The following is a 26195-nucleotide window of genomic DNA, read 5'->3' on the forward strand; positions in this document are numbered from 1 at the left end:
CCAGCATTTGTCCGATTCTTCGACCGGATGGGTCGAACGCGTTCGACCGGACGGGTCGGCGGGGCCGGACCGGGCCGGTGTTCGCCGGGCGGGCGGCGGGGTAGCCGCATAGTGTTCTTCACCGAGCGTGACGGTGGGACCGGGCGCGGCACGGGAGGAGCGCACGGCTGTGGACTGGTTCACCGCATCCGACTACGGGCTGACCCGCCTGGTCTTCCAGCGGGCCCTGGCCGCCGTGTACCTGGTGGCGTTCCTGACGGCGGCGCTGCAGTTCCGCGCGCTGATCGGACGGCGGGGCATGCTGCCGGTGCCGCGGTTCGTGTCGCGGGTGCCGTTCGGGCGGGCGCCGAGCCTGTTCCAGCTGCACTACTCCGACCGCTTCTTCGCCCTGTGCGCGTGGGCGGGCTGCGCGGTGTCGGCGGGCCTGCTGGCCGGGCTGGACTCCCTGCTGCCGCTGTGGGGCGGCATGCTGCTGTGGCTGGTGCCGTGGGCGCTGTACCTGTCGATCGTCAACGTGGGGCAGACCTGGTACTCGTTCGGCTGGGAGTCGCTGCTGCTGGAGGTGGGCTTCCTCGCCGTGTTCCTCGGCAACGACGAGGTGGCGCCGCCGCTCGTGGTGCTGTTCCTGCTGCGGTGGATCCTGTTCCGGGTGGAGTTCGGCGCCGGGCTGATCAAGATGCGCGGCGACGAGTGCTGGCGCCGGCTCACCTGTCTGGAGCACCACCACGAGACCCAGCCGATGCCGGGCCCGCTCAGCTGGTTCTTCCACCGGCTGCCCCGGCCGCTGCACAAGGCCGAGGCCGCCGCGAACCACGTCACCCAACTCGTGGTCCCCTTCCTGCTGTTCACTCCGCAGCCGGTCGCCACGGCCGCCGCGGCGCTGATGATCGTCACCCAGCTGTGGCTGGTGCTGTCGGGCAACTTCTCGTGGCTGAACTGGATCACCATCGTGCTGGCGCTGTCGGCGGTGCGGTTCCCGGCCGACCCGCCCGCCGTGCCGGACGCCCCGCTGTGGTTCGCCGTCGTCGTGCTGACCGTGTGCGCCGTGCTGCTGGCCCTGAGCGCGCGGCCGGTGCGCAACATGCTGTCCCGCCGCCAGGTGATGAACCGCTCCTTCGACCCGCTGCACCTGGTGAACACCTACGGGGCCTTCGGCAGTGTGAGCCGGGTGCGCTACGAGGTGGTGGTGGAGGGCACGGCGGACACCGCGCCGCGGCCGGACTCCGGCTGGCGGGAGTACGAGTTCCGCGGCAAGCCCGGGGACCCGCGGCGCTGGCCGCGGCAGTTCGCGCCCTACCATCTGCGCCTGGACTGGCTGATGTGGTTCGCGGCCCTCTCCCCCGCCTACGCCGAGCCATGGTTCGGGACGTTCGTGGAGCGGCTGCTGGAGGGCGACCGGGACACCTTGAGGCTGCTGCGCCGCTCCCCGTTCCCGCCGGAGGCGCCCCCGCGGTACGTGCGCGCCCGGCTGTTCCGCTACCGCTTCACGACCTGGCGTGAGCTGCGGGAGACGGGCGCGTGCTGGGAGCGCACGTACGTGCGGGAGTTCCTGCCCCCGACGCGGCTGGCGAAGCCGGTGCACCGGCCGTGACCCCGTCCGCCGGGGGCCTCACCGGTCAGGACGGCCGCCGCGGCGGGTGCGCGTCCGGTACGGGGGCCCGGCCCGGCGCCGGGGCCTCGTCCGGCACGGGGGCCTCGGCGGGCAGGAGGCCCTCGGTGCGCAGCTCCTGCCAGAACGCCTGCGGCACCCGGGTGGCGAACTGGTCGACGCAGTCGTGCACTTCGCGGGCCGAGCGGGCTCCGACGAGGACGCTGGCGACCGCCGGGTGCGCGGCGCAGAAGGCCAGGGCGGCGGCGCGCAGCGTGGTGCCGTGGCGGTCGGCGAGCGCCTTCAGCCGCAGCGCCCGCCGCACCAGCTCCGGGGGCGCGTCGGTGTAGTCGTACCGCGCGCCCGGCCTCGGGTCGGCCAGCAGACCGGAGTTGAAGGCGCCGCCGATGACGACGGACCTGCCGCGCGCGTGTGCCGTGGGCAGCAGGTCGCGCAGCGCGCTCTGGTCGAGCAGGGTGTAGCGGCCGGCGCACAGCACCACGTCGACGTCGGTCTCGCGGACGAAGCGGGTGAGCATCTCCGCCTGGTTCATGCCGGCGCCGATCGCGCGGACCACGCCCTGCGAGCGGAGCTCCTCCAGCGCCGGGTACCCCTCGCGGAACGCCTGGCCGGCGTGCTCGTCCGGGTCGTGGAGGTAGACGACGTCGACGCGGTCGAGGCCCAGCCGTTCGAGGCCGGCCTCCAGCGTGCGGCGGATCCCGTCGGCGCTGAAGTCCCACACCCGGCGGTGGGTGGCGGGCACGGCGAAGCCGCTCGCGAGGTCGTCACCGCGGCCGTCGGCGCTCTCCAGGCGGCGGCCCACCTTGGTGGAGACCGTGTACTGGTCGCGGGGCCTGCCGCGCAGGGCCGCGCCCAGGCGGCGCTCGGACAGGCCGAGGCCGTAGTGCGGGGCCGTGTCGAAGGAGCGGATGCCCCGTTGCCAGGCGGCCTCCACGGCCTCCTGCGCCTCCTCCTCGCCGACCTCGGTGTACAGGTTGCCGATGGCGGCGGCGCCGAAGGACAGGGCCCCGACCCGGACGCCGCTGCCGCCGAGCCGGTTCACCGGGCCACCCCACGCGTCCCCGGGTCCCGCCTGCTCCACCGCGGGCCCGCACGGCCCCTCGTCGTCGCTCATCCTCACGGCTCCTTCCTCGTCCGGCTCCGGCACCGCGGTGGCCCGGAGGTCCCGCCGTCGATCCGGCTCGTCCACGGACGTGACCTGCTTCTCCCCGCGACCGTCAGGCGCGCCGCAGCCGCAGCGTCACCAGCTCGAACGGGCGCAGCCGCACCGCGATCCGGCCGCCGTCCGCCTCCGGTGCCGGTGCGCCGGCCAGGGGGCGTTCCAGCAGGTCCGTCACCGCGACGCCCACCACCTCGAATCCGGCGGTGAGCGTGGCGCGCGCCCGGCCGCCGAACGCCTCGTGGAAGCGGACGACGACGTCACCGCTGCCGTCGTCGGCCAGCTTGACCGCCGTGACGACCACGGCGTCCTGGTCGGACGCCACCAGCGGCGTGACCTCGCCGGCGCCGGACAGCCGCCGTTCGGGCTGGTTGATCCGCCAGCCCTCGCGGACCGCGTCACCGATGCCGGCGCCGGGCACCAGCGCGTGCCGGAAGCGGTGCACGCCCTGGTCGGTCTCCGGGTCGGGGAAGCGCGGAGCGCGCAGCAGGGACACGCGGACGGTGGTGGTCGTGCCGCCGTCGCCGTCGGTGCGGACGGTGCGCGTCACGTCGTGGCCGTACGTGGAGTCGTTGACGACCGCGACGCCCCAGCCCGGTTCCTCCAGGTGGACGAACCGGTGGGCGCACGCCTCGAACTTGGCCGCCTCCCAGGAGGTGTTGGTGTGGGTGGGCCGGTGGAAGTGCCCGAACTGGGTCTCCGACGCGTACCGTTCGGCGTGCACGTCGAGCGGGAAGGCGAGCTTGAGGAACTTCTCCGTCTCGTGCCAGTCGACCTCCGTGTCCACGACCAGCCGCCGCTCCCCCGGAGCCAGGGACAGCAGCTGGGTGACGCGGGAGGCACCGAAGGACCGGACGACCCGCACGCCCTCGCCGTCGGGGACGACCTCCTCGGCGTCGGTCAGATCGGTGACCGTGTTGCGGTAGAACTCGTCGACGTCCCAGGCGTCCCACATGTTCGGGAAGTCGGGGTGCAGCTGGAGCAGGTTCGCGGCCCGGCCGGGGGCGACGGTCTCCCGGTCGGCCTCGACGTCGTACGCGGACACCACGAGACCCCGGGCGTCGATCTCGACCCGGAGCAGGCCGTTGTCCAGGACGTGCCCGCCCCCGGGCCGGTCGGTGCGGGCCGTGCGCGCCGGCTCGGCCGGGGTGCGCGCACCCCCGGCCGGGACGCCGGCCCGGGTGTGCGGGGCGGCGTTGAAGACCAGCGGGGTCCGCCCCTCGCCCGCGAGGGCGCGCTGGGCGGCGTCGATGATCCGCTCCAGTTCCCCGGCCACCCGCTCGTAGGTCCGGCGGGCCTCGCGGTGCACCCAGGCGATGGACGAGCCGGGCAGGATGTCGTGGAACTGGTGCAGCAGCACCGTCTTCCAGATGCGGTCCAGGCCCTCGTACGGGTAGGGGAACCCGGTGCGCACGGCCGCCGTGGCGGCCCACAGTTCGGCCTCGCGAAGCAGGTGCTCGCTGCGGCGGTTGCCCTGCTTGGTCTTCGCCTGGCTGGTGAGGGTGGCGCGGTGCAGCTCCAGGTAGAGCTCACCGACCCAGACGGGCGGTTCGGGGTACTCGGCGGCGGCCTTCTCGAAGAAGGCCCGCGGGGTCTCCCAGGTGACCGTGGCCGAACCCTCCAGATCGCGCAGCCGGGCCGCCTTGGCGACCATCTCGCGGGTGGTGCCGCCGCCTCCGTCACCCCAGCCGGTCGGGGCGAGGGAGTGGCGGGCGACGCCCTTGTCCTTGAAGTTGCGGGCAGCATGGGCGATCTCGCTGCCCCTCATGGAGCAGTTGTAGGTGTCGACGGGCGGGAAGTGGGTGAAGATCCGTGTGCCGTCGATGCCCTCCCACTGGAAGGTGTGGTGGGGGAACTTGTTCGTCTGCGACCAGGAGATCTTCTGCGTCAGCAGGTACTTCGCGCCGGCGGCCTTGATGATCTGGGGCAGGCCCGCGGCGAAGCCGAAGGTGTCCGGCAGCCACGCCTCGTCGTTGTCGATGCCGAACTCGTCGAGGAAGAACCGCTTGCCGTGCACGAACTGCCGGGCCATCGCCTCGGAGCCGGGCATGTTGGTGTCGGACTCCACCCACATGCCGCCGGCCGGCACGAACCGCCCGTCCGCCACGGCCTTCTTCACCCGGGCCCACACCTCGGGCCGGTGGTCGCGCACCCACGCCCACTGCTGGGCCTGCGACATGGCGAAGACGAACTCCGGCTCGTCGTCGAGGAGCGCGGTCATGTTGGAGGTGGTGCGGGCCACCTTGCGCACGGTCTCGCGCAGCGGCCACAGCCACGCCGAGTCGATGTGGGCGTGCCCGACGGCGCTGATGCGGTGGGCGGAGGGGGCCGCGGGCGTGGCGAGGACGTCGGCGAGGCGCGAACGGGCGGCTGCGGCGGTGCCGTTGACGTCCTGGAGGTCCAGGGCGTCGAGTGCCTTGTCGACCGCCCGGAGGATCTCCCAGCGGCGGGCGGACTCCACGGGCAGTTCGGCCATCAGCTCGCCGAGCACCTCCAGGTCGATCACCAGCTGCCACACCGTCTCGTCGAAGACGGCGAGGTCCATGCGGGCGAGGGTGTACTGCGGTTCGCTGCCCGCGGTCTCCTTGTCGCCGAGCTGCGTGGGCAGGAAGGGGTGGTAGTCGAGGATGACGGGGTTGGACGCGGCCTCGACGTGCAGGCACACCTGCTCACCGCCCTCGGCGGGGGCGGCGACGCGTACCCACTGGTTGCGCGGGTTGAGGCCCTTCACGGGCGTGCCGTCGGGCCGGTACACCAGGCCCTCGCACTGGAAGCCGGGCATGTTCTCGTCGAAGCCGAGGTCAAGGATCGCCTCGACGGTCCGGCCGGCCCAGTTCTCGGGCACCGTGCCGGTGACGCGGAACCAGCTGGTGCCCCAGGGAGCACCCCAGCGGGCGCCCGTCTCGATCGGCTCGGTCTCCGCCGCGAGACCCTCGGCGACGGGGACGGGCTCGCCCGGCGCGTGCCACACGGCGACCTGGAGCGGCACGGACTCGGGGTACACGGCGGGGCGGACGCGCTCGTCGAGGACGCGCTTGAGGCGGGCTTCGACCAGGCTGCGGTCGTCATGCATACGGGATGCTCCCTAGAGGGGGTGGTTACCAGGCGTGGGTCAGGGTCACGGGTGCCGACGAGGTGTAGAGCTCCCCCACGGCCCGCAGTTCGAACCGTTCGGCCCGCTCGCCCTGCTCGGGTTCCAGCCCGGCGACGAAGAACGCCCGCTGGCAGGTGCCGCCGAGGAAGCGGCGGGTGCCGTCGGGGAGCCGGCGGTGCAGGGTGTAGTGGCGGACGGCGCCGCGGGCCGGGTTCCACAGCAGGCGCAGGTCCCCGCCGGACGCGGCGGCGACGCGCAGGCCGGTGGGCGCGGCCGGGGTGGCCCGGGAGGCGGTCCGCACGGCGAGTGCGCCGAGCCGCCACCGTACGGGGCCGCCGGGGTCCAGGGGGGTGAGCCGGACACCGAGCACCCGGACGGTCCCGGGCGGACCGGTGAGCCGCACGGTCGAGGTGTGCCAGGCGTCCGAGGCCCGTACGGGGACGTACCGGTACGGCGGTGCGGCGCCCGGGGTGTCCGGTTCGCCGGTGGCGACGGCCAGTTCGACGCGGACCCGGCCGGAGTCGGTGCGGTGGGTCAGCTCGACGACCGTGCCCGCGGTGCGGGGCAGCCGGGTGGCGTACAGGTCGAGGACGGCCGGTTCGGTGAGCTCGCCGTCGACGAGGACACTGCTGCCGCCGCGCCAGGCGTCCTCGAAGTCGAAGGACACCGCGGGGCGGCTGCCCTCGGTGTGCACCACCCAGCGCCGGGAGGGCAGCCGGTCCTGAAGGCCGAGATGGTTCCAGGGGGTGTCGGAGGTGATCGCGCCGTCCTCGAACCAGCGCAGTCCGTGCCCGGTGTTGAAGGAGCTGGCGAACGGGACCGAGGTGACGGTCGAGCGGTCGGCGACGGTCACGGCGGGTGCCCGCCAGGGGTCCGTGCCGTCCGGACGCGAGGGATCGAGGGAGCGGCCGGTCCAGAAGCGGTCGTCCGCGGTGTGGAAGGAGGCCGGGTCCCGCAGGTCGTCGGGCAGGTGGTTGCGGGTCCACTCGGGCCGGTAGAGGCCGATCGAGGCGAGGTGGGCCCCGTCCCGCGGCACGATCGCGTCCCACCGCACCGGGGTGTTCCAGCCGCCGGCCTCGACGTCCACGCCCGCCCACAGGTCGTAGCGGCTGCGGCCCAGTTGCTCGGCCCTGCTCGCCGAGGAGACCAGGCTGTTCGCGCTCCAGCGGAAGTCGACGAACATGTCGTCGGAGGTCCGGAAGAACGGTTCGTTCTGCCCGTCGAGGGCGCCCTGCCAGCTGACCGTGCCGTTCACCGTCATGGCGTCGTACCAGGTGACGCGCTGCCCCTTGGCCGTCGCGCGGGTCTTCAGCTCCCGCAGGAAGCTCAGCATGTCGGCGCCGAGGGCGACATCCCCTCCCCCGGTCTCGGCGTTGACGAACCAGCCGTCGAACCCGTGGGCCTCGGCGACCGCGACCAGCCGTTCGGCGAGCGGGTGGCGTCCGGCGGCGTCCTTCTGCACCAGGTCGCGGGTCCAACGCAGTTGCCCGCCGTAGGCGACGGGTGGCAGGAAGACGTTGCCGAGGACGGGCACGCCGTGCCGGTGGGCGGCGTCCACGATCGGCGCGTTCGGGGCGAGGATCAGCCCTTCGCCCGACGACCCGCCCCAGAAGACCAGTTCGTCGATGTATGCCCAGTGGGACAGGGCGTAGAAGTCGGCGGTGGGGGCTCCCTGGGAGGGGTTGCCCGCCGTGGGACCGAAGGAGACCAGCGACTGGATGCGGGCCTGGCCCGCGCGGGCGGTGGCGTTGGCGGGTGCCGGGGTGAATCGGGCGGCCAGCGGCACGGACGACGCGTTGAAGGCGAGATCCGGGTCGTCCTCGGCGCGCCAGGACTTCAGGCTGCGCCAGGTGATGCCGGGGCCGGGGGTGCCTTCGGGGAGGGAGTCCGGGTACCAGTAGGACGCGAACGGCGGGGTGGCGGCCCGCGGGGCCGCCGTCGCGGGCAGGGCGGGGACGAGCGCGGCCGCGGCGCCGGCGAGCAGCACGGTGCGTCGGGTGGGGGTCACGGGCGGATGCCTCCTTCGAGGACCTGGTCGGCGGTGACGGTCTCGGTGATGCCGCGTGCGGACAGGTGCTCCCGGTCGGTGGTCCGGGTGTCGAGGACGGTGGTGGGGCGCGCCCCGTCGGCGACCAGCCGGAAGAAGGCCTCGAAGACGGGCCCGCCGGGCGCGCACCGTGACCGGGCGGACGGGTCGGCGGGGACCACGAGCGCGGTGGTGCGGGCCGCCGGTGCGGACGGCGCCGAGCGCGCGGCCCGCTCCAGCACCAGGGCGGTGTCCTTCGGCTTGCGGTCGTTGGTCATGAGGCCCAGTCCGTACTCCAGGTCGGGGAAGTCGGCGAGGCCGCGGGAGACGTCGTGGGAGCACCACCAGGTGACACCCCACAGGTCCGGGCAGTCCAGGGCGTGCGCGACGGTGGCCTCGGTGAAGGCGGCGGCGTGCTCGGGCGGGACCAGGGGCGCGGGGGCGCCGACCTCCTGGAGCCAGACCGGCCGGCGCGGGTCGTCGGCCCAGGCCTTGCTCAGCTCGACCAGGTAGGCCGCGTGGTGCTCGCTCGGCACCGAGGTGCGGCCGTGGCGCTGGGCGGTGCCGTTGAACACCCAGGAGTGCACGGCCGTGACGGCGCCGTGCCGGGCGGCCTGGCCCGGGGTGAAGGGCTGGTCGTCCTGGTACCAGGTGGCGTCGTACTCGGCGTGCAGGTGCAGCCGGCCCGGGGCGCCCTCCTCGCAGGCGGCGAGCATCCGGGTGAGCCAGGTGTCGATCTCGCCGGGTGTGGCCCGGTCCGGGTCGGGGTGGGGTCCGGCGGAGAACTGGTTGACCTCGTTGCCGAGGGTCATGCCGATGAAGTTGGGCCGGTCGGCGAGGGCGGCGGCGAGGGTGCGCAGCAGGGCGGCCTGGCCGTCGAGCACGTCGGGGTCGGTGAACAGGTTGCGCCGGTGCCAGGTACGGGTCCAGGCGGGCAGGAAGTCGAAGCTGCTCAAGTGGCCTTGCAGGCCGTCCACGTTGACGTCCAGGCCGCGTTCGGCGGCGGCGTCGGCGAGCGCGACGAGCTGCTCCACGGCCCGCGGGCGGATCAGGCTGCGGTTGGGCTGGAAGTACGGCCACAGCGGGAAGACGCGGACGTGGTCGAGGCCGAGCGCGGCGATCGAGTCGAGGTCGGCGCGCACGGAGTCGAGGTCGAAGTCGAGCCAGTGGTGGAACCACCCTTCGCTGGGCGTGTAGTTGACGCCGAAGCGCACGGCTTGAGGCATGCGGGTCCCTTGCGACGGAGGACGGAGGTACGGGGTCAGCCCTTGACGGCGCCCTCGCCGACGCCGCGGAAGAAGTACCGCTGGAGGCAGGCGAAGAGGGCGATCAGCGGTGCGACGGCGATGATCGTGCCCGCGGCGACGAGGCGTTCGTCGTTGGCGAAGGTGCCGTGCAGGTAGTTGAGGCCGATGGTGAGGGTGAACTTGGAGGGGTCGCTCAGCACGATGAGCGGCCACAGGAAGTCGTCCCAGGCGCCCATGAAGGCGAAGATCGCGACGACGGCGAGGGTGCCCTTGACCGAGGGCAGGGCGATGCGCAGGAAGCGCTGCCACACGTCGGCGCCGTCGACGAAGGCCGCCTCCTCGATCTCGTAGGGCAGGTTGAGGAAGGCGTTGCGCATCAGCAGGACGTTCATGGCGCCGATGCAGCCCGGCAGGACCACGCCGACCAGGGTGTTGTTGAGGCCGAGCTCCCGCATGGTGGTGAACTGGGCGATGATGATGCCCTCGACGGGGACGAGCATCGCCAGGACGAAGGCCAGGGTGGCGGCGCGGCGGCCGCGGTAGCGCAAGCGGGCCAGGGCGTATCCGGCGAGGGCCGAGCCGGCGCAGTTGGTGACGACGTTGGCGGTGGCGACCTTCAGGGAGTTGAGGGCGTAGTCCCACACGGGGATGGTGTCGGCGACCCGCTCGTAGTTGTGCAGGGTGGGGTCGCCCGGCAGGAACGCCGGCGGGGAGCTGTAGATGTCCTCGGTGGGGCCCTTGAGGGAGGTGGACAACTGCCACAGGAACGGGCCGATGGTCAGGGCGAGGACGGCGAGCAGCAGGACGTAGCGCAGGGCGAGTTCCCACACCCGGACGCGGCGGCCGTGCTCGTCGGTGATCCGCGGTTCGCGGGCCGCGGCGGGCGCCTTCCGCCCGGGAGGTGCCTTCTGGAGGACGCTCACGAGTCCTCCTTCCGGTCGGCGCGCAGCACGAGCAGCATCAGGGCGACGGTGACGGCGAAGACGACGACGGAGAGGGCGGAGGCGTAGCCGACCCGGCCGCTCAGCCCGGTGCCGGTGCGCTGGACGAGCATGACGAGGGTGGTGTCCTCGCCGGCCGGGCCGCCGCTCGGGCCGGCCAGCAGGTACACCTCGGAGAACACCTTGAACGCGGCGACCGAGGAGAGCGCCGCGACGAGCACCATGGTGGAGCGGACGGCGGGCACGGTCACGGTCAGGAACCGGCGCACGGCGCCCGCCCCGTCGACGGCGGCCGCCTCGTGCAGTTCGCGCGGCACGTTCCCGAGCGCCGCCAGGTAGATGATCATGTAGTAGCCGAGGCCCTTCCACACCGTGACGGCCATGGCGCTCAGCAGCAGCAGCCACTGGTCGCTGAGGAAGGCGACCTTGTCCGCACCGGCCGCCTCCAGCATCGCGTTGACCAGTCCGCGGTCGTCGAGGAGCCACACCCAGATCAGGCCGACGACGACGATCGAGGCGACGACGGGGGTGTAGAACGCGGACCGGAAGAAGGTGATGCCGGGGATGTTCCTCTGCACCAGCAGCGCCAGCAGCAGCGGCAGGACGACCAGCAGGGGCACGACTCCGACGACGTAGAGGGTGCTGTTGCGCAGGCCGATCCAGAACATGTCGTCGTGCAGCAGCTCGCGGAAGTTGGCGAGCCCCACGAACGTCCCGGGGATCAGGGTGCGGCGGTCGGTGAAGGAGTTCACCAGCGTGGAGAGGAACGGGTAGAGCACGAACGCGCCGGTGACGAGCAGCCCGGGGGCGGCGAACAGCCAGGGGCTGGTCGGCAGTTGACGCCGCACCCGGGGGATGCCGGAGGAGGCCATGACGGGTCAGCCCTGCTGCTTCAGGAGCCGGTCGCACTCCTTGACAGCGTTGTCGAGAGCTTCCTTCGGGCTCTGCTTGCCCTGGAACGCCTTGGCGACCTGGTTGCGCAGCGCGATCTTCATCTGCTCGCTGAACAGCACCGGCGTGTAGTTCACGGCCGTCTTCAGCGACTTGGCGGCGGCGACGCGGACGCGGGTCTCGTCGGTGCCGTCCTGCTTCGTGAAGTACGGGTCGTCCAGCGAACCGGCGGTGCTGGGGAAGATGGCGACCTTCTTGGCGAAGGACATCTGGTGCGCCGCGTCGGTCACGAAGTGCGCGAAGGCGACCGCCGCGGGCTTGCGCTTCGACTGGGAGTTCACCATCACGCCCATCACGTACATGTTGACGTGCCCGGTGCTGGTGATCTGGTCGGTGATGCCGATGTTCCTGTACAAGCTCGGCGCCTGCTTCTTGAAGTTCCCGAGGTCGAGGGCGCTGCCGGGGTTCATGGCGACGGCCCCGGTGAGGAACTTCTTGCCGGAGGACTCGGGCGTGGCGGTCAGGGCCTGCCGGTCGAGGGCCTTGGCGTCGTACAACTCCTTGTACTTGGTGAGGAGTTCCACGCCCTTGGCGTCGTCGAAGGTGAAGGCGGTGCCTTCCTTGTTCATCAGCGGGACGCCGTAGCGGCCGAAGTCCTCGATGGTGGGCACGTTGGCGAGGGTGGCGACCTTCCCGTCGCTCCTGTCCGCCATCCGCAGGGCGTCGGCGAAGAGGTCGTCGTAGGTCCTCGGCGGCTTCTGCGGGTCGAGCCCCGCCTGCTCGAACAGGGTCTTGTTGTAGAACAGCGGGCCGGTGTTGAGGTACCAGGGGAAGGCGTACGTGCCGGTCATGCCCGGTATCCGGTGGCCGGCCCAGGCGCCGGGCAGGTACTCCTTCTCGTACTGCGGCGCGGCCTTGTCCAGGTCGAGGGCCAGTCCGGCCTTGGCGAGGGGCGCCACGAGGTCGGGCGAGACGTTGACGACGTCGGGCAGGGTGCCGCCGGCGGCGTCGGCGCTGATCTTGTCGGCGTAGCCCTCGGCAGGCTGGTCGACCCACTTCACGTCGGTGCCCGGGTGCTTCTTCTCGAACTCGGCGATCAGGCCCTCGAAGTAGGGCTTGAAGTTGGCGCGCAGGTTCCAGGTCTGGAAGGTGATGTCGCCCTCGACCTTGCCCGAGGCGTCACCCGACCCGCCCCCGCCGTCCCCGGAACCACAGGCGCTGAGGGGCAGCAGGACGGCGACGGCAGCGGCGGCGATGGCTCTGCGGGGGATGCGCACAGGGACCGGCTCCTTCGGGGGGAACGGGGCGGGGGCGGCGGAGATGACGCCGGGGCAGACATTGCATCGTCGCCTTCGGCGAAGTCAATGGATTCCGCTCGACTAAAGTCATTAGTTGGGCATTCATGCAGGTCAGACCGGCTTCACGGCGGCTCTTGCACTCGATCACTAATGCGCTTTAGGGTGCTGGCACTCAAGCGCATTAGTGCACATGCCGTGTCGCACCGAACGGAGAGCAAGGGTGACGGAAAAGCGCTCACCGGCCCGCCGGCCGACGATGAAGGACATCGCCCGGCGGGCCGGGGTCTCCGAGAGCGCGGTCTCCTTCGCGCTGAACGGCAGGCCCGGTGTCTCCGAGGTCACCCGGGACCGGGTGCGCCGGGTCGCCGAGCAGCTGGGCTGGCGGCCCAGCACGGCGGCGCGCGCCCTGTCCGGCGAGGGGGCCGCGACCGTCGGCTTCGTCCTGGCCCGTGCGGCGGGGACGCTGGGCGTGGACTCGTTCTTCCTCCAGCTCGTCTCCGGCATCCAGGAGGTGCTGGCCGAGCGGCATCTCGGCCTGCTGTTCCAGATCGCCGAGGACATCGACGACGAGTGCGCGGTGTACCGGCGGTGGTGGGCCGAGCACCGGGTCGACGGAGTCCTCGTGGTCGACCCCCGCACCGACGACCCCCGGCCCGCCCTGCTCGACGAACTGGGGCTGCCCGGCGTGGTGATCGGCGGTGACCCCGAGGAGCGGCACCCGGGACTGTCGACGGTGTGGGCGGACGACGCGGGCGCCATGGCGGCGGTGGTGGACGGGTTGTACGCGCTCGGCCACCGGCGGATCGCGCACATCGCGGGACTGCCCGGGCTGGCCCACACCGAGCGCCGGATCCGCACACTGCGGGCCGAGGCGCAGCGGCGGGGCCTGTCCGCCGTGCAGTCGGTGCCGACCGACTACTCGGACGAGGCGGGCGCGGCCGTCACCCGCCGGGTGCTGAGCGGTCCGAACGCCCCCACGGCCCTGATCTACGACAACGACGTGATGGCCGTCGCGGGCGTCGCCGCCGCGGCCGACCTGGGCTTCGCCGTGCCGGCCGACGTGTCCGTGGTGGCCTGGGAGGACTCCGCGCTGTGCCGTCTGGTCAAGCCGTGGCTGTCGGCGCTGTCCCGGGACAGCGTGGAGTTCGGCCGCACGGCGGCCCGCGAACTGACCGCCCTCCTGGACGGCGGCCCGGCCCGCACCGTGCGGGTACCGGTGCCGGAGCTGATCGAGCGCAACAGCACGGGACCGTCCCGGGTCACGCCGTAGGGCCCGCCCCGCCGGGGGGCGGCACGGCCGACGCGGGTCGTGCCCGGCCGGGACCGTGCACCGCACTCCCGTGTCGGGCCACAATGGGCGGTATGCGCCCCCGCGGCACCGCCTGTGCCGCCGCCGGGCTGCTGCTGGCCGTCGCGGGCGGCTGCACCGGCGGTGACGGTTCCGCCGCGCCCGCGACCGGCACCGTGACCACGCGCGCGGCGGGGGAACAGAGCCCGAGCAGCGCCTCCCCCTCCCCCGACCGGGTCGACCCCGTCTCCCTCCCGGCGCTGATGCGGCGCGAGCACACCGGCTCGGACCTCCGGCTCGGCGACGTGCTCGACCGCACCTCCGCCTACACCCGCTACGCGGTCACCTACGAGGCGAACGGCCTGACCATCTCGGGGATCATGAACGTCCCCGAGGGCGAGGGGCCGTTCCCGGCGCTGGTCCTGGCTCACGGCTACATCGACCCGGACGTCTACGTCAGCGGCCAGGGCATGCCCCGCGAGCAGGACCGCCTGGCCCGCGAGGGCTACGTCGTCCTGCACACCGACTACCGCAACCACGCCCGCTCCGACGACGACCCCGACAACGACGTGAACCTGCGCCTCGGCTACACCGAGGACGTCATCGGGGCCGCCCTGGCCCTGCGCGACTCCGGGCGCCCGGAGATCGACGGCGACCGCATCGGGCTGTTCGGCCGGTCCATGGGCGGCGGGGTCGTGTACAACACACTGGTCGTGGCGCCCGGCCTGTTCGACGCCGCCGTGGCGTACGCCCCGGTGAGCGCGCGCCCGGAGGAGAACATCGACCACTTCCAGCGGCCCGACGGCGACCCGGTCGTCGCCGAGATCGAGGACGCGCACGGCACTCCCGCGCAGAACCCGGCGTTCTGGCGCGGCGTCTCACCCCTCACCTACGCCGACCGCGTGACCGAGCCGCTGCTGATCCAGCACGGCACCGCGGACGAGACCTGCCCACCGGCCTGGTCCCGGGAGGCCGCCGCCGTGTTCGACGCGGCCGGCAAGGACGTGGAGCTGCGCACGGTCTCCGGCGAGGGCCACACCTTCGGTCCCCGCTGGGCCGCCGAGATGGACGCCACCGAGGCCTTCCTCGCACGCCATCTGCGCTGAGGGCGGCCTCCGGTCCGCCCGGTGGCCTCGACGCGCACGGACCACCGGGTGCACAGTTCTCCTTGCGTACTCGTCAGTAAGTCCGTGTCGATCCCTTCGAGGAGCCGCTGTGACCACCTGGGCCGGCCGCACCGCCGCCGAGATATCCGCCGCCGTCCGCGACAAGCGGGTCACGCCCCGCGAGGTGGTGGCCGAGCACCTCGCCCGGATCGAGCGGCTCGACGGCCGGGTCGGCGCGTTCCGTGCGGTGCGCGCCCGTGCGGCGCTGGCCGAGGCGGACGAGGTGGCGGCCCGCGGCGACTTCGCGGAACTGCCCCTGGCCGGGGTGCCCGTCGCGGTCAAGGACAACCTGCCGGTGCGCGGTGAGTCCACCCGCATCGGCTCGGCCGCGACGCCGGACACACCGGCCGAGCGCGACCATGTGACGGTCGCCCGGCTGCGGGCGGCCGGAGCGGTGGTCGTGGGACTGACGCACGTGCCGGAGCTGTGCGTCTTCGGCACGACGGACGGCGTGCTGGGCGTGACCCGCAACCCCTGGGACCTCTCGCGCTCTGCGGGCGGTTCGTCGGGCGGCAGCGCCGCCGCCGTCGCCGCCGGGATGGTTCCCGTCGCCCTCGGCAACGACGGCATGGGCTCCCTGCGCATACCGGCCGCCAACTGCGGCCTCGTCACCGTCAAGCCGGGCCGCGGCGTGGTGCCGACGGGCGACGGCGGCACCTGGTTCGGCATGGCCGAGCACGGCCCGCTCGCCACCACCGTCGAGGACGCCCGGCTGGTGCTGTCGGTCCTCGCCGGGACGGAGTTCGGGCCCGGCCCCGGCACGCTGCGGGTGGCGGTGTCGCTGCGCAGCCCGCTGGCCGGGACCGTCGTCAGCCGCCCCTACGCGGCGGCCGCCCGGGACGCGGCCGGCGTGCTGATGCGGGCGGGCCACCAGGTCCGCCGCGCCGACCCGCCCTACCCCCTGTCCCTGGCGGCGACCTCGCTGACCCACTGGACGGCGGGCACGGCCGCCGACGCCCGGGCCCTCGACCCGGGCCGGCTGACCCGGCGCACCCGGGTCCACGCGCGCATCGGCCGCCCCTTCGTCCCGTCGGCGGCCTCCGGAGCGGGACGCGAGAAGCTGCGGCAGCGACTGGAGCCGTTCTTCGCGGAGCACGACGTGCTGCTCACTCCCGCGCTCGCCCGCCGCTCCCCCCAGGCCGGGCCGTGGCACGAACGCGGCTGGCTGCGCAACCTGCTGGCCAACACCGCGTACTCGCCTCTGACCCCGCCGTGGAACCTGACCGGCTGGCCCGCGATGGCGGTTCCCTTCGGCACGCTCCCCTCCGGCGCCCCCTGCTCGGTGCAGCTGGTGGGACTGCCGGGCTCGGAGTCCCGACTCCTCGCGCTCGCGGAGCAGTTGGAGGCCCGAAAGCCGTGGCGGCGTACCGCGCCGGTCGACTAGAGTCGGCCGGGTGACTGCCGGGTCGGCCGTAGGCCATGCACGAGTGAGGCGCCCGGCCTCGGAGTGAGCCCGGCGGGGACGGCCCCGCCCCGGCCCCTCCGAGCGCCGGAGAGGGCACGCGCCCCGCCTCATGTCTCCGCGTCCTCGTTCCCGCGCCGTTCAGCGGCGCCTCGTCACGGACCCCGACACCCGGAGAGCATCCACCCTTGTCCCCCATGCCCCGCACCGAGTTGCCGACCACGGTAGCCCGCCTCGACCACACCGCCGTCTACGCCTCCGACCGCCACCTGTCGGCGGAGTTCCTCGCGGCCGTCCTGGGTCTGGAGGTCGGCGCCCCGTTCGGCCCGTTCCTCCCGGTCGACCTGGGCAACGGCGTGACCCTCGACTACTACGAGAAGCGCGACGAGCCCGTCCAGCCCCAGCACTACGCGTTCCTGGTGCCCGAGGAGCAGTTCGACACGATGATCGCCCGGCTGGAGGCGCTCGGCGTCCCCTACTACGCCGACCCGGGCCACACCGAACCGGGCCGGGTGAACGGCCTGTTCGGCGGCCGGGGCGCCTACTTCGACGACCCGGACGGCCACAACATGGAGATCATGACCCGGCCGTACGCCCGGCCCTGACGGCCGCGGCCGGCCGCTCGCGGCCGGTCCGGCCCCGGACGCCTACAGCGCCCGGTACATGACGTGCAGTCCGACGAGACCGTGCCGGGGATGCTCGAAGGCGTCCGGGACCGTGCCGAGGACGGTGAAACCGAGCGAGGTCCACAGGCGCACGGCCGGGTTGGTCTCGACGACGGCGTTGAACACCATCCCCCGGTACCCGGCGGCCCGGGCCTCGGCCAGCAGGTGCTCCGCCAGGGCCCTGCCGTGGCCCCGGCCGCCGCGGTCGGGGTCGACCATGAAGCCGGCGTTGGCGATCCGGGCGGCGGGACCGCCGTAGTTGGGGGTGAGGTAGGCGGAGGCGACGACGGTGCCGCCGTCGTCCTCGACGACCCAGACGCGCTTCGCCGGGTTCATCCACAGGACCCGGGCCTCCTCCTCGGAGGTTCCCGGGTCCCATGCGTAGGTCTCGCCCGCGGCGACGATGCGGTGCCAGAACGGCCAGATGCGAGGCCAGTCGTCAGCCGTTGCTTCCCTGATCAGCATGGGTGCGAGTGTGGCACGCCCATGCGTACGGAGAGCGCGGTGGGGCCCGCCCGCGTCAGTCGACGCTGGGCAGGATGTGGGGCTCGGCGAGGTCGTCCTCGTAGCCCGCGAGGCGGATCGGGGCCGAACGGGCCCACACGTCGAGGCTGCCGAGCTCGTCGGCCCGTCGGCCGGCGCGCTCGCCGAGTTCCTTGGGGCGCTGATCGCGCTTCGTCTTCTCCGGTGTCACCGCGCACTCCTTATGTGTCGGTCACCCTGGGGACGTACGCGCCGGTCCAGCTGCGCCTGACGCCCCCTCGGGGTTGCGTGTCATGTGCAGTTCGGACGCGGTGGCGCCGGTCGACTCACGGGAGAGCAGCCGTGGTGAACCGGCTTGTCCCAGACGGACCGTGGGTGTGGGTAGGACCCGAGCTGCTGTCCGTCCGCCTCAGGTTAACCACATGAGCGGGCACCCGCTCGATGGGGCTGAAAACAAGCGGTAACGATCGCGCGTCATCTGCCGTTCACCGGGGGTTTTCGCCCCGTTTTGACGCCCAATAGGCGTTTCACAAATCACTCGTTCGGCGTAGGTGCGCGACGACCCTTTCGAGACACGCCGCAGTGATCACGCCCTTCCGGCTCCCCCGGCGCGGCCGGGCGGGAACCGGCGCTCCGTCACCGGCCCGCCGCCCGGGGCGCCCTACCACTTCCCGGGCGCGTAGTCCTTCAGGAAGACGCCGTACAGGTCCTCGCCGGCCTCGCCCCGCACGATCGGGTCGTACACCCGGGCCGCGCCGTCGACCAGGTCGAGCGGTGCGTGGAAACCGGCCTCGGCGAGCCGCAGCTTGTCGTAGTGCGGCCGCTCGTCGGTGATCCAGCCCGTGTCGACCGAGGTCATCAGGATGCCGTCGGACTGGAACATCTCCTGGGCGCTGGTGCGCGTGACCATGTTCATCGCGGCCTTGGCGGCGTTGGTGTTGGGGTGCCCCGCGCCCTTGTAGCCGCGGCCGAACACCCCCTCCATCGCCGACACGTTGACGACGTACGCGCGCCCGCTCTCCGCCTTTTTCGCCGCCTCGGCCATCGCGGGGCGCAGTTTGCTGATGAGGATGAACGGCGCCGTGTAGTTGCACAGCTGGGTCTCCAGCAGCTCCACCGGGGAGATCTGCTCGATGGTCTGCACCCAGGTGTTGGTGTCGACGACGTCGGGGACGAGGCCGCCCGCGTCGATCGCCGTGCCGTCCAGGTGCCGTTCCACGCTGGCGTTGCCCGCGACCAGGGCGAGGTCGGCGACCTTCTGCGCGTCCAGGCCGCTGGTGCCGAGCGGCAGCGCGGCGAGGCCGTCGACCGCGCCGGAGTTGAACGCGCCGATGACGTGGTGGGCGGGCAGTTCACCGGCGGGCAGCGGCGCGCTCTCGCCCTCGACGAGGGCGGCGTAGGCCGACGGCAGCCGGCGGACCGTCTGGGTCGCGTTGTTGACGAGGATGTCGAGCGGGCCCGCCTCGGCGACCTGCTCGGCCAGGGCCACCGCCTGAGCCGGGTCGCGCAGGTCGATCCCCACGACCTCGAGCCGGTGCATCCACTCCGCGGAGTCGTCCATGGCCTTGAAGCGGCGAATGGCGTCCTTGGGGAAGCGCGTGGTGATCGTGGTGTGGGCACCGTCGCGCAGCAGCCTGAGCGCGATGTACATGCCGATCTTGGCCCGGCCGCCGGTGAGCAGGGCGCGCTTGCCGGACAGGTCGGCCCGGACGTCGCGCTTCTCGCGGTTGACGCGGGCGCAGTCCGGACAGAGCTGGTGGTAGAAGTAGTCGACCTCCACGTAGCGCGACTTGCAGGTGTAGCAGGAGCGCGGGCGCTGGAGTATCCCCGCGATCCGGCCCTCCTCGGTGCGCGAGGAGGGCAGCAGGCCCTCGGTCTCGTCGTCGATGCGCTGGGCCGAGCCGGTCGCCGTGGCCTCCGTGACCGCCTTGTCGTGGGCGGTCTTGGCGGCCCGGCGCTCCTGGCGGCGGCGCTGCTTGACCGTGCGGTAGACACCCGCGGTGGCCCGGCGCACGGCGATCGCGTCCGGGTGGTCGACCTCGAGCTTGTCGAGTTCCTCGAGCACGCCGAGGCAGACGGCCAGGCGCTCGGGGTCGATACCGGGTCCGTACGGGAGCCCGCTCGCCTCGTTGATGGCCTGCGGGCCGTCCTCTGTCACCGTCATCGCCGCTGCGTTCCCTGCTCTGCCGTCGTGGCGCGCCGGTCGCGCCCGCATTCGAACGGCGAATTTTACTTCAGCGCCGGGCCGCTCCGCCAAACCCGTGTCCGCTCAGGGCCGGCACACCTCGGTCAGCTCCGCCACCTCCCGGGAGACGGCGTCGGCAAACAGGCCGAGGTCGGGTACCGCCTCGCCGTCCGCGACCAGCCCGTAGTGGACGCTGCCCCGGTAGGTGGAGACGGCGACCGCCAGGGAGTGGCCGGGGGCCAGCGGGGCCAGCGGGAAGACGGCGGTGAGCGGGTGGCCGCCGAGTTTCAGGCCGAGGCTGGGCAGCGGCACGCTGGTCACGAGCAGGTCGAACCAGAGCCGTGCCGCCTGCCCGACGACGGGTCCGCCCAGCCGGTGGACCAGGGCGGGGACGTGGTCGGCGAGCAGGGCGACGGCGCCCGCGCCCCGGTGGGGGCCGGCGTCCTTGTTGCGGTCCATGGCCTCCCGGACCGAGGCCAGGCGGGCCAGCGGGTCCGGGTCGTCCACGGGAAGCCGTATCAGGTACCCGGAGAGCCGGTTGCCCTGCGGGTGCGCGGTGCGCGGGCGGCGCCGGGAGACGGGGATCAGGGCCCGGGGTGCGACGCCCTCGCTGCCGTCGCCGCGTTCGTCGAGCCAGCGGCGCAGGGCGCCGGCGACGACGGCGATGAGCACGTCGTTGACCGTGCCGCCGACGCTCTTGCGGATCCGGTGCACGTCGTCGAGGTCCAGCACCACCCCGGCGGTACGACGGGTGCCGCTCGGCTCGCAGCCGAGCGCCGGGGCGGAGCGCACGTCGAGGGAGGAGCGGGCGACGGCGGAGCCGATGTCCAGGGCGCGGCCCACGTCGGACAGGGCGCCGCGCACCATCCCGGGCAGGTCGCGCACGTCCGGGAGGAGGGGGCGCGGAGGCGCGGCGGGGCGGGGGCGGGACGCGGGCAGGTCCATCGGGTCCATGACGCCCGCGGCGAGGGTCAGCGCCCGCAGCCCGTCGGCCAGGGCGTGGTGGAACTTGAACAGCACCGCGAAGCAGTCGCCGTCCGCGCCCGGCAGCACATGGGCCTCCCAGGGTGGCCGGCCCCGCTCCAGCGGGCGTCCCATGAGGCGCCCCGCCGCCGCGTGGAAGTCGGCGGCGGGGGCGTGCAGCCGGACGTGGTGCACGGGGTCGAAGTCCGGGTCCGGTTCGCGGGCGGCGCCGCCGAAGGAGAAGGGGCTGCGCAGGGCGGCGGGCAGCGGCTGCCACACGTCGCGGATCCGCATGCGCAGCCCGGGGACGCCGGCCGCGCGGGCCGCGAGGAGGTCCGCCGCGTGGGCGCCCGCGGTGGGCGAGTGCGCGGTGAAGATCCCGAGGGCGCCGAGGTGCATCGGGTGGTCCGCGGACTCGAGGTTCCAGAACGCCAGGTCCAGAGGGGCGAGCAGATCAGCAGTCAAGGGCTTGCCTCGGTCGACGACGGATGAGCCGGCAGTCAATCGCTCCCAGCCGATTACGGTCAAGCATGATCAAGCTACGTACAGTACACAGCGGGTCGAGTCCCGCCCCGGTGACAGGGGCGGGACTCATGGTGCAGGTGCCGCTAGTCCAGCACAGGTTGCGGCGCCGGGCACCCCGTGGGAGTCACCCGGGAGGCGTCACGGATCAGCGCCTCGTGCGCGGCCTTCAGCCGGGCCGTGTCGGGTTTGAGCACCGCACGGTCGTAGGTGAGCAGACCGTTCAGCTCGCCCTCGACATCCGCGATCTGGGTGTACACGGCGCCGTTGCCGCCCTTGCAGGCCAGTGCCCGGACCTCGTCCAGCTTCTCGAGGTAGTCCTCGGTGTAGCGGGCCGGGTCGACGTCGACGTACGACTGCTGCACCGACCAGGCGTGGCCGGGCACCGCCAGGCCCAGTCCGCCGTACTCACCGCTGACCAGGGCGCGCTCCCCGTCGGGGCGGGGCGGCAGGGCGGGGCTCGGGTAGCCGTGCTCGTCCATGATGTCGCCGGCGTTGCCGTCGGCACCGAGGTTCAGGCCGGACTGGTTGTTGACGAGGCGGGTGGGGTCCCAGGCCTTGGCCTGCTCGGCGACCCGGCCCACGTCGTACTGGCCCCAGCCCTCGTTGAAGGTCACCCACATGACGACCGACGGGCTGCTGACGTGCTCGTCGATCATCTCCTTCAGCTCCCGCTCGTAGCGGGCGCGGGCGGAGGCGCTCGGGTTCACCCCGGCGGTCATCGCCGGCATGTCCTGCCAGACCAGCAAACCGAGCCGGTCGGCCCAGTAGAACCAGCGGTCGGGCTCCACCTTGATGTGCTTGCGCACCGCGTTGTAGCCGAGCTGCTTGTGCACCTTCAGGTCGTAGGCCAGGGCCTCGTCGGTGGGCGCGGTGTGCAGGCCGTCCGGCCAGAAGCCCTGGTCGAGGGTGGCCATCATGAAGACGGGCTCGCCGTTGAGGAGCGTGCGCGGCACGCCGTTCACCTTCTCGACGGCGACGGAGCGCATCCCGAAGTAGCTGCCGACCCGGTCCGCGCCGGCCTTCACCTCGAGCCGGTAGAGGAAGGGGTCGTCCGGCGACCACAGGTGCGGGTCGTCGACGGTCAGGGTCAGCGGCCCGCCGGTGCGGCCGCGGGCCGTGGCCACCTTGCGCCGGCCCTCGTACGCCGTCGCCGTGAGCGGTACGCCGTCGCGGACGCCCCGGGCCTCGACGGTGACCTTCTCCCCGGCGACGTCGGGTGTGATCTTGAGGGAGTCGACGTGGTCACGGGCGACCGGCTCCAGCCACACCGTCTGCCAGATGCCGGAGGACGGGGTGTACCAGATGCCGCTGGGGTCCAGGCGCTGCTTGCCGAGCGGCGGGTTCTCGCCGGAGGCGGCGTCGGTCGGGTCGTAGACGCCGACGATCAGCTCCTGGGTGCGGCCGGGCTTCAGCGCGTCGGTGATGTCGGCGGCGAACTTGTCGTAGCCGCCCTCGTGCGTGGCGACCTTCGTGCCGTTGACGTAGACCTCGGAGCGCCAGTCGACGGCCCCGAAGTTGAGCTTGAGCCGCCGGGCGGAGCCGATGTGCCAGTCGCGCGGGACGGTGAAGGTGCGGCGGTACCACATGCGGTCCTCGTGCCGTTCGATCCCGGAGAGCTGGGACTCCACAGGGTAGGGCACGAGGATGCGCTCCTTCAGCGTCCTGCCGACGGGCGGCTGCTCGCCCGGCTCGGCGGCGGCGAACTGCCAGCGGCCGTTGAGGTTGCGCCAGTCGGCCCGGGTCAGCTGGGGCCGCGGGTACTCGGGCAGGGCGTCGTCCGGTCCGACCTCGTCGGCCCAGCGGGTGCGCAGCTGATGCGTCGAGTGGTTGGGGCCGCTCGTCCAGAAGGCGCTGACAACGTTGCCGTCGGCGTCGGAGAGGCCGCCTTCGCCGTCGTAGCGGACGTCGGCGGAGCCCTTGGCCGTGCCGGTCCTGTTGCCGACGACGGGCTCGTCGAGGGCGACCAGGAGGGCGGCGGGGTCGGAGGGGTCGACCCGGACGGCGCCCAGCGGCCAGACGGCACCGCCGATCACCGCCGTGAGGTGCTCGGTGAACCCGGCCGGGGGCGCGGCGATCGGCCGGGCGAAGTCGAGCTTCAGGGTGCGGCCGCTGCTCTGCACGGTGGCGGCCAGGGCCCCGTCGTAGTCGAAGCCGTCGGGGAGGCGGAAGGCCGATTGCGGGACGGGCTGCTTGGCGGCCCCGGGCTGCGTCCAGCGCAGGTGGAGGTTGGAGCCGCCGTAGTGCTCGAAGTACTCGACCTTGATGTCGTACGGCGTTCCGGCGGTCAGCTCGATCGGCGCCGAGGTCTGCTCACGGTCCCAGTCGTCGACCCAGTGGTCGATGGCGAGGGAGCCGTCGATCCAGAGGCGGAAGCCGTTGTCGGCGGAGACGGAGAAGGTGTGCGCACCGGTGCGCTCCGGGACGATCCTGCCGGTCCAGCGGACGCTGACGTCGTCGGAGCGGCCGGTGGTGAAGTTCAGGCGCGGTTCGAGGTTGTCGAAGTCGAGGTTCTTCTCGAAGGTCGTCGCCTTGAGGGTGTGGAAGTCGAAGGCACCGGGGGCGGAGTGGGTGTAGTACTCGCCCTTGAGGCCGTGGATCTCGGCGGGTTCGTCCGCGAGGGCGGGTGCGGACGCCAGGCCGGTCAGGGCGAGGAGCGCGGCGAGCAGTAACGTGAGGCGGTTTCTGAGGCGTCGGGGACGCACGGAACCTCCATGCCAACGTTGTCATGTACAAGACGTTGGCATGACAACACGGATCCGGGGCTTCGTCCAGAGGCAGGACAAAGTCCCGTCCGCCGTCTCGTCAGGTGACCAGCTGCCCCTTGCCCAGGGCGATGACGCCGCCCTTGGAGACCGTGTACAGCTCCGCGTCCCGCTCGGGGTTGACGCCGATGGTCGCGCCCGGCGGGACCTCCACGTTCTTGTCGAGGACGGCGCCGCGCACCACCGCGCCCCGCCCCACGTGCACGTTGTCGTGCAGCACCGAGCCCTGCACCACCGCACCCGGGTCGACCACCACGCCCGGCGACAGCACCGACCGCGTCACCTGCCCGCGGACCAGGCATCCCGCGCTGATGATGGACTCGCTGGCGATGCCGCCGGCGTTGAACCGGGCCGGCGAGAGCTGGTACGAGTGCGTGTAGATGGGCCAGCTGCGGTTGTACAGGTTGAAGGCGGGCCGCTCCGCGATCAGGTCCATGTGCGCCTCGTAGTAGGCGTCCAGCGTGCCGACGTCCCGCCAGTAGCCCTGGTCCCGGCTCGTCTCGCCGGGGACGTGGTTGGCACTGAAGTCGTAGAGGGCGGCCTCGCCCCGGTCGGTGAGCTGGGGCAGGATCGAGCCGCCCATGTCGTGCACGGAGGACTCGTCCTCCGCGTCCCGCTTGAGCGCCTCGATGAGGGCCTTGGTCGTGAAGATGTAGTTGCCCATGGAGGCGAACACGCAGTTCGGGTCGTCCGCCAGGCCGGGCGGGGCCGTGGGCTTCTCCAGGAAGCGCTCCACCGTCTGCCCGTCCGAGCCGGGCGTGATCACGCCGAACGAGGAGGACTCGGTGCGCGGCACCCGGATGCCGGCCACCGTCACGCCCGCCCCGCTGTCGATGTGCTGGGTCAACATCTGGCGCGGATCCATGCGGTAGACGTGGTCGGCGCCGAAGACGGCCACGTACTCGGGGCGCTCGTCGTAGATCAGGTTCAGCGACTGCAGGATCGCGTCGGCGCTGCCCAGGTACCAGCGGGGGCCCAGGCGCTGCTGGGCGGGGACCGGCGTGACGTAGTTGCCCAGCAGGTTGGACATCCGCCAGGTGGTGGTGATGTGCCGGTCCAGCGAGTGCGACTTGTACTGCGTCAGGACGCAGATGCGCAGGATGCCGGCGTTGACGAGGTTGGACAGGACGAAGTCGACCAGGCGGTACGTGCCGCCGAAGGTCACCGCCGGTTTGGCGCGGTCCGTGGTCAGGGGCATCAGCCGCTTGCCCTCACCGCCCGCCAGCACGATCCCCAGGACCGAAGGACCACCACCACCACGCATGGCCGCTCCCCTCACGCCGATTTCCCCGATGCCTGCCCCTGACCAGTACCCACTAAGCCTGTTTGACGATCTCCTCGTACAGCCGCACCGTGCGGCGGGCCACCGCGTCCCAGCCGAACTCGCCGACCGCCCGCTCCCGCCCGGCCTCGCCCATGCCCCGCGCCGCCTGCGGATCGGCCAGGACGGTGTCCATGGCCCGGGCGAGCCCGGCCTCGAACCCCTCGCCGGCCGGGACGAGCAGACCCGTCACGCCGTCGTCGACGACCTCCGGGATACCGCCGACCGCCGACGCGACCACCGGCGTGCCGCAGGCCATCGCCTCCAGGTTCACGATGCCGAGCGGCTCGTACACCGAGGGGCAGACGAACAGCGCCGCGTGCGTCAGGAGCTGGATCACCTCCGGGCGGGGCAGCATCTTCGGGATCCAGAACACGCCGTCGCGGACCGCGCTCAGCTCCGCGAACAGCTCACGGAACTCCTGGTCGATCTCCGGGGTGTCCGGGGCACCCGCACACAGCACGACCTGCGCGGCCGGGTCGATGTCGCGCACCGCGCGCAGCAGGTGCGGCACGCCCTTCTGCCGGGTGATGCGCCCGACGAACAGCACGTACGGGCGCGAGCGGTCCAGACCGATCCGGTCGAGGGCGTCCGTGCCGGGGTCGGGCCGGTACAGGGTGGTGTCGATGCCGTTGTGCACCACGTGCACGCGCCCCGGGTCCAGCGCCGGGTAGCAGCCCAGGATGTCCTCGCGCATGGCCCCCGAGACGGCGACGACCGCGTCGGCGGCCTCGATCGCCGTGCGCTCGGCCCAGCTGGACAGCTCGTAGCCGCCGCCGAGCTGCTCGGCCTTCCAGGGGCGCAGGGGCTCCAGGGAGTGGGCGGTCATCACGTGCGGGATGCCGTACAGCAGCTTGGCGAGATGACCGCCGAGGTTGGCGTACCAGGTGTGCGAGTGGACCAGTTCGCGGCCTTCCAGGGCGGCGGCCATCGCCAGGTCCACGGAGAAGGTGCGCAGCGCGTCGTTGGCCCCGTCCAGCGCGGACCAGGAGCGGTGCCGCCGTACGCCGTCGGCGCGGCCCTCGCCCCAGCAGTGCACGTCGAGATCGACCAGCGGTCTCAGTTCCCGGGCGAGGAACTCCACATGGACGCCCGCACCGCCGTACACATCCGGCGGGTACTCCCGGGTCAGCAGTCCCACTCGCACCCGCAACTCCCTGCTCTCAGCGG

Annotated in this window: 19 protein-coding genes; 5 read left to right on the forward strand and 14 right to left on the reverse strand. The window is 72.7% G+C overall.

Translation table 11 applies throughout. From position 1 onward, the window contains the following. Positions 1-169: 169 nt before the first annotated feature. Positions 170-1591, forward strand: a complete 1422-nt coding sequence (locus ACZ6ZN_RS02625) for a lipase maturation factor family protein (RefSeq protein ID WP_469642537.1) — start codon at positions 170-172, stop codon at positions 1589-1591. Between the two features lie 25 nt (positions 1592-1616). On the opposite strand, the gene ACZ6ZN_RS02630 is transcribed toward ACZ6ZN_RS02625, so the two are convergent. The 7 genes from ACZ6ZN_RS02630 to ACZ6ZN_RS02660 form a co-directional block, all read right to left on the reverse strand. After that, on the reverse strand, positions 1617-2651 hold the full coding sequence (locus tag ACZ6ZN_RS02630) for an aldo/keto reductase (RefSeq protein WP_469643927.1): 1035 nt from the start codon (positions 2649-2651) through the stop codon (positions 1617-1619). A 175-nt stretch (positions 2652-2826) separates the two neighbouring features. After that, the gene (locus tag ACZ6ZN_RS02635) at positions 2827-5841 is read right to left on the reverse strand and encodes an alpha-mannosidase (protein ID WP_469642539.1); all 3015 of its coding nucleotides are present in this window, start codon (positions 5839-5841) and stop codon (positions 2827-2829) included. Between the two features lie 25 nt (positions 5842-5866). Next, on the reverse strand, positions 5867-7870 hold the full coding sequence (locus ACZ6ZN_RS02640) for an endo-beta-N-acetylglucosaminidase (protein ID WP_469642541.1): 2004 nt from the start codon (positions 7868-7870) through the stop codon (positions 5867-5869). Continuing rightward, positions 7867-9114 (reverse strand): glycoside hydrolase 5 family protein, encoded by a 1248-nt coding sequence (locus ACZ6ZN_RS02645; protein ID WP_469642543.1) that lies wholly within the window; start codon positions 9112-9114, stop codon positions 7867-7869. The genes ACZ6ZN_RS02640 and ACZ6ZN_RS02645 overlap by 4 nt, the downstream gene beginning before the upstream one ends. A gap of 35 nt (positions 9115-9149) precedes the next feature. Further along, positions 9150-10058 (reverse strand): carbohydrate ABC transporter permease, encoded by a 909-nt coding sequence (locus ACZ6ZN_RS02650; protein ID WP_469642545.1) that lies wholly within the window; start codon positions 10056-10058, stop codon positions 9150-9152. Next, positions 10055-10948, reverse strand: a complete 894-nt coding sequence (locus tag ACZ6ZN_RS02655; protein ID WP_398107714.1) for a carbohydrate ABC transporter permease — start codon at positions 10946-10948, stop codon at positions 10055-10057. The genes ACZ6ZN_RS02650 and ACZ6ZN_RS02655 overlap by 4 nt, the downstream gene beginning before the upstream one ends. Positions 10949-10954: 6 nt before the next feature. Then, the gene (locus ACZ6ZN_RS02660; RefSeq protein ID WP_469642547.1) at positions 10955-12244 is read right to left on the reverse strand and encodes an ABC transporter substrate-binding protein; all 1290 of its coding nucleotides are present in this window, start codon (positions 12242-12244) and stop codon (positions 10955-10957) included. 277 nt (positions 12245-12521) lie between these two features. On the opposite strand from ACZ6ZN_RS02660, the gene ACZ6ZN_RS02665 reads away from it, so the two are divergent. The 4 genes from ACZ6ZN_RS02665 (at position 12522) to ACZ6ZN_RS02680 (ending at position 16726) form a co-directional block, all read left to right on the forward strand. Further along, a complete protein-coding gene (locus tag ACZ6ZN_RS02665; RefSeq protein ID WP_469643929.1) occupies positions 12522-13535 on the forward strand; it encodes a LacI family DNA-binding transcriptional regulator in 1014 nt (337 codons plus the stop codon). A gap of 92 nt (positions 13536-13627) precedes the next feature. Next, positions 13628-14659, forward strand: coding sequence for an alpha/beta hydrolase family protein (locus ACZ6ZN_RS02670; RefSeq protein ID WP_469642549.1), 1032 nt, complete (start codon positions 13628-13630; stop codon positions 14657-14659). A 109-nt stretch (positions 14660-14768) separates the two neighbouring features. After that, positions 14769-16103 carry an amidase gene (locus tag ACZ6ZN_RS02675; protein WP_469642552.1) on the forward strand — a complete coding sequence of 445 codons (1335 nt, stop codon included), beginning with the start codon at positions 14769-14771 and terminating at the stop codon, positions 16101-16103. Positions 16104-16318: 215 nt separating this feature from the next. Further along, complete coding sequence (locus ACZ6ZN_RS02680) at positions 16319-16726, forward strand: VOC family protein (RefSeq protein WP_398107718.1); 408 nt, start codon at positions 16319-16321, stop codon at positions 16724-16726. A gap of 42 nt (positions 16727-16768) precedes the next feature. Here ACZ6ZN_RS02680 and ACZ6ZN_RS02685 read toward each other — a convergent pair whose 3' ends face one another. The 7 genes from ACZ6ZN_RS02685 to glgA all read right to left on the reverse strand — a co-directional run bounded on the left by ACZ6ZN_RS02685 (position 16769) and on the right by glgA (position 26172). Then, positions 16769-17251 carry a GNAT family N-acetyltransferase gene (locus ACZ6ZN_RS02685; protein ID WP_469642554.1) on the reverse strand — a complete coding sequence of 161 codons (483 nt, stop codon included), beginning with the start codon at positions 17249-17251 and terminating at the stop codon, positions 16769-16771. A 55-nt stretch (positions 17252-17306) separates the two neighbouring features. Beyond that, complete coding sequence (locus tag ACZ6ZN_RS02690; RefSeq protein ID WP_333936385.1) at positions 17307-17480, reverse strand: hypothetical protein; 174 nt, start codon at positions 17478-17480, stop codon at positions 17307-17309. Between the two features lie 450 nt (positions 17481-17930). After that, positions 17931-19433 (reverse strand): SDR family NAD(P)-dependent oxidoreductase, encoded by a 1503-nt coding sequence (locus tag ACZ6ZN_RS02695; protein ID WP_451878562.1) that lies wholly within the window; start codon positions 19431-19433, stop codon positions 17931-17933. 105 nt (positions 19434-19538) lie between these two features. Continuing rightward, positions 19539-20882, reverse strand: coding sequence for a wax ester/triacylglycerol synthase family O-acyltransferase (locus tag ACZ6ZN_RS02700; RefSeq protein WP_469642557.1), 1344 nt, complete (start codon positions 20880-20882; stop codon positions 19539-19541). Between the two features lie 143 nt (positions 20883-21025). Then, on the reverse strand, positions 21026-23644 hold the full coding sequence (locus tag ACZ6ZN_RS02705; protein ID WP_469642558.1) for a PA14 domain-containing protein: 2619 nt from the start codon (positions 23642-23644) through the stop codon (positions 21026-21028). Between the two features lie 100 nt (positions 23645-23744). Continuing rightward, complete coding sequence (gene glgC, locus ACZ6ZN_RS02710; RefSeq protein WP_333936389.1) at positions 23745-24968, reverse strand: glucose-1-phosphate adenylyltransferase; 1224 nt, start codon at positions 24966-24968, stop codon at positions 23745-23747. A 52-nt stretch (positions 24969-25020) separates the two neighbouring features. Continuing rightward, on the reverse strand, positions 25021-26172 hold the full coding sequence (gene glgA / locus ACZ6ZN_RS02715; RefSeq protein WP_398107723.1) for a glycogen synthase: 1152 nt from the start codon (positions 26170-26172) through the stop codon (positions 25021-25023). Between the last annotated feature and the right edge of the window lie 23 nt (positions 26173-26195).

The organism is Streptomyces sp. NPDC053665 (assembly GCF_055585285.1).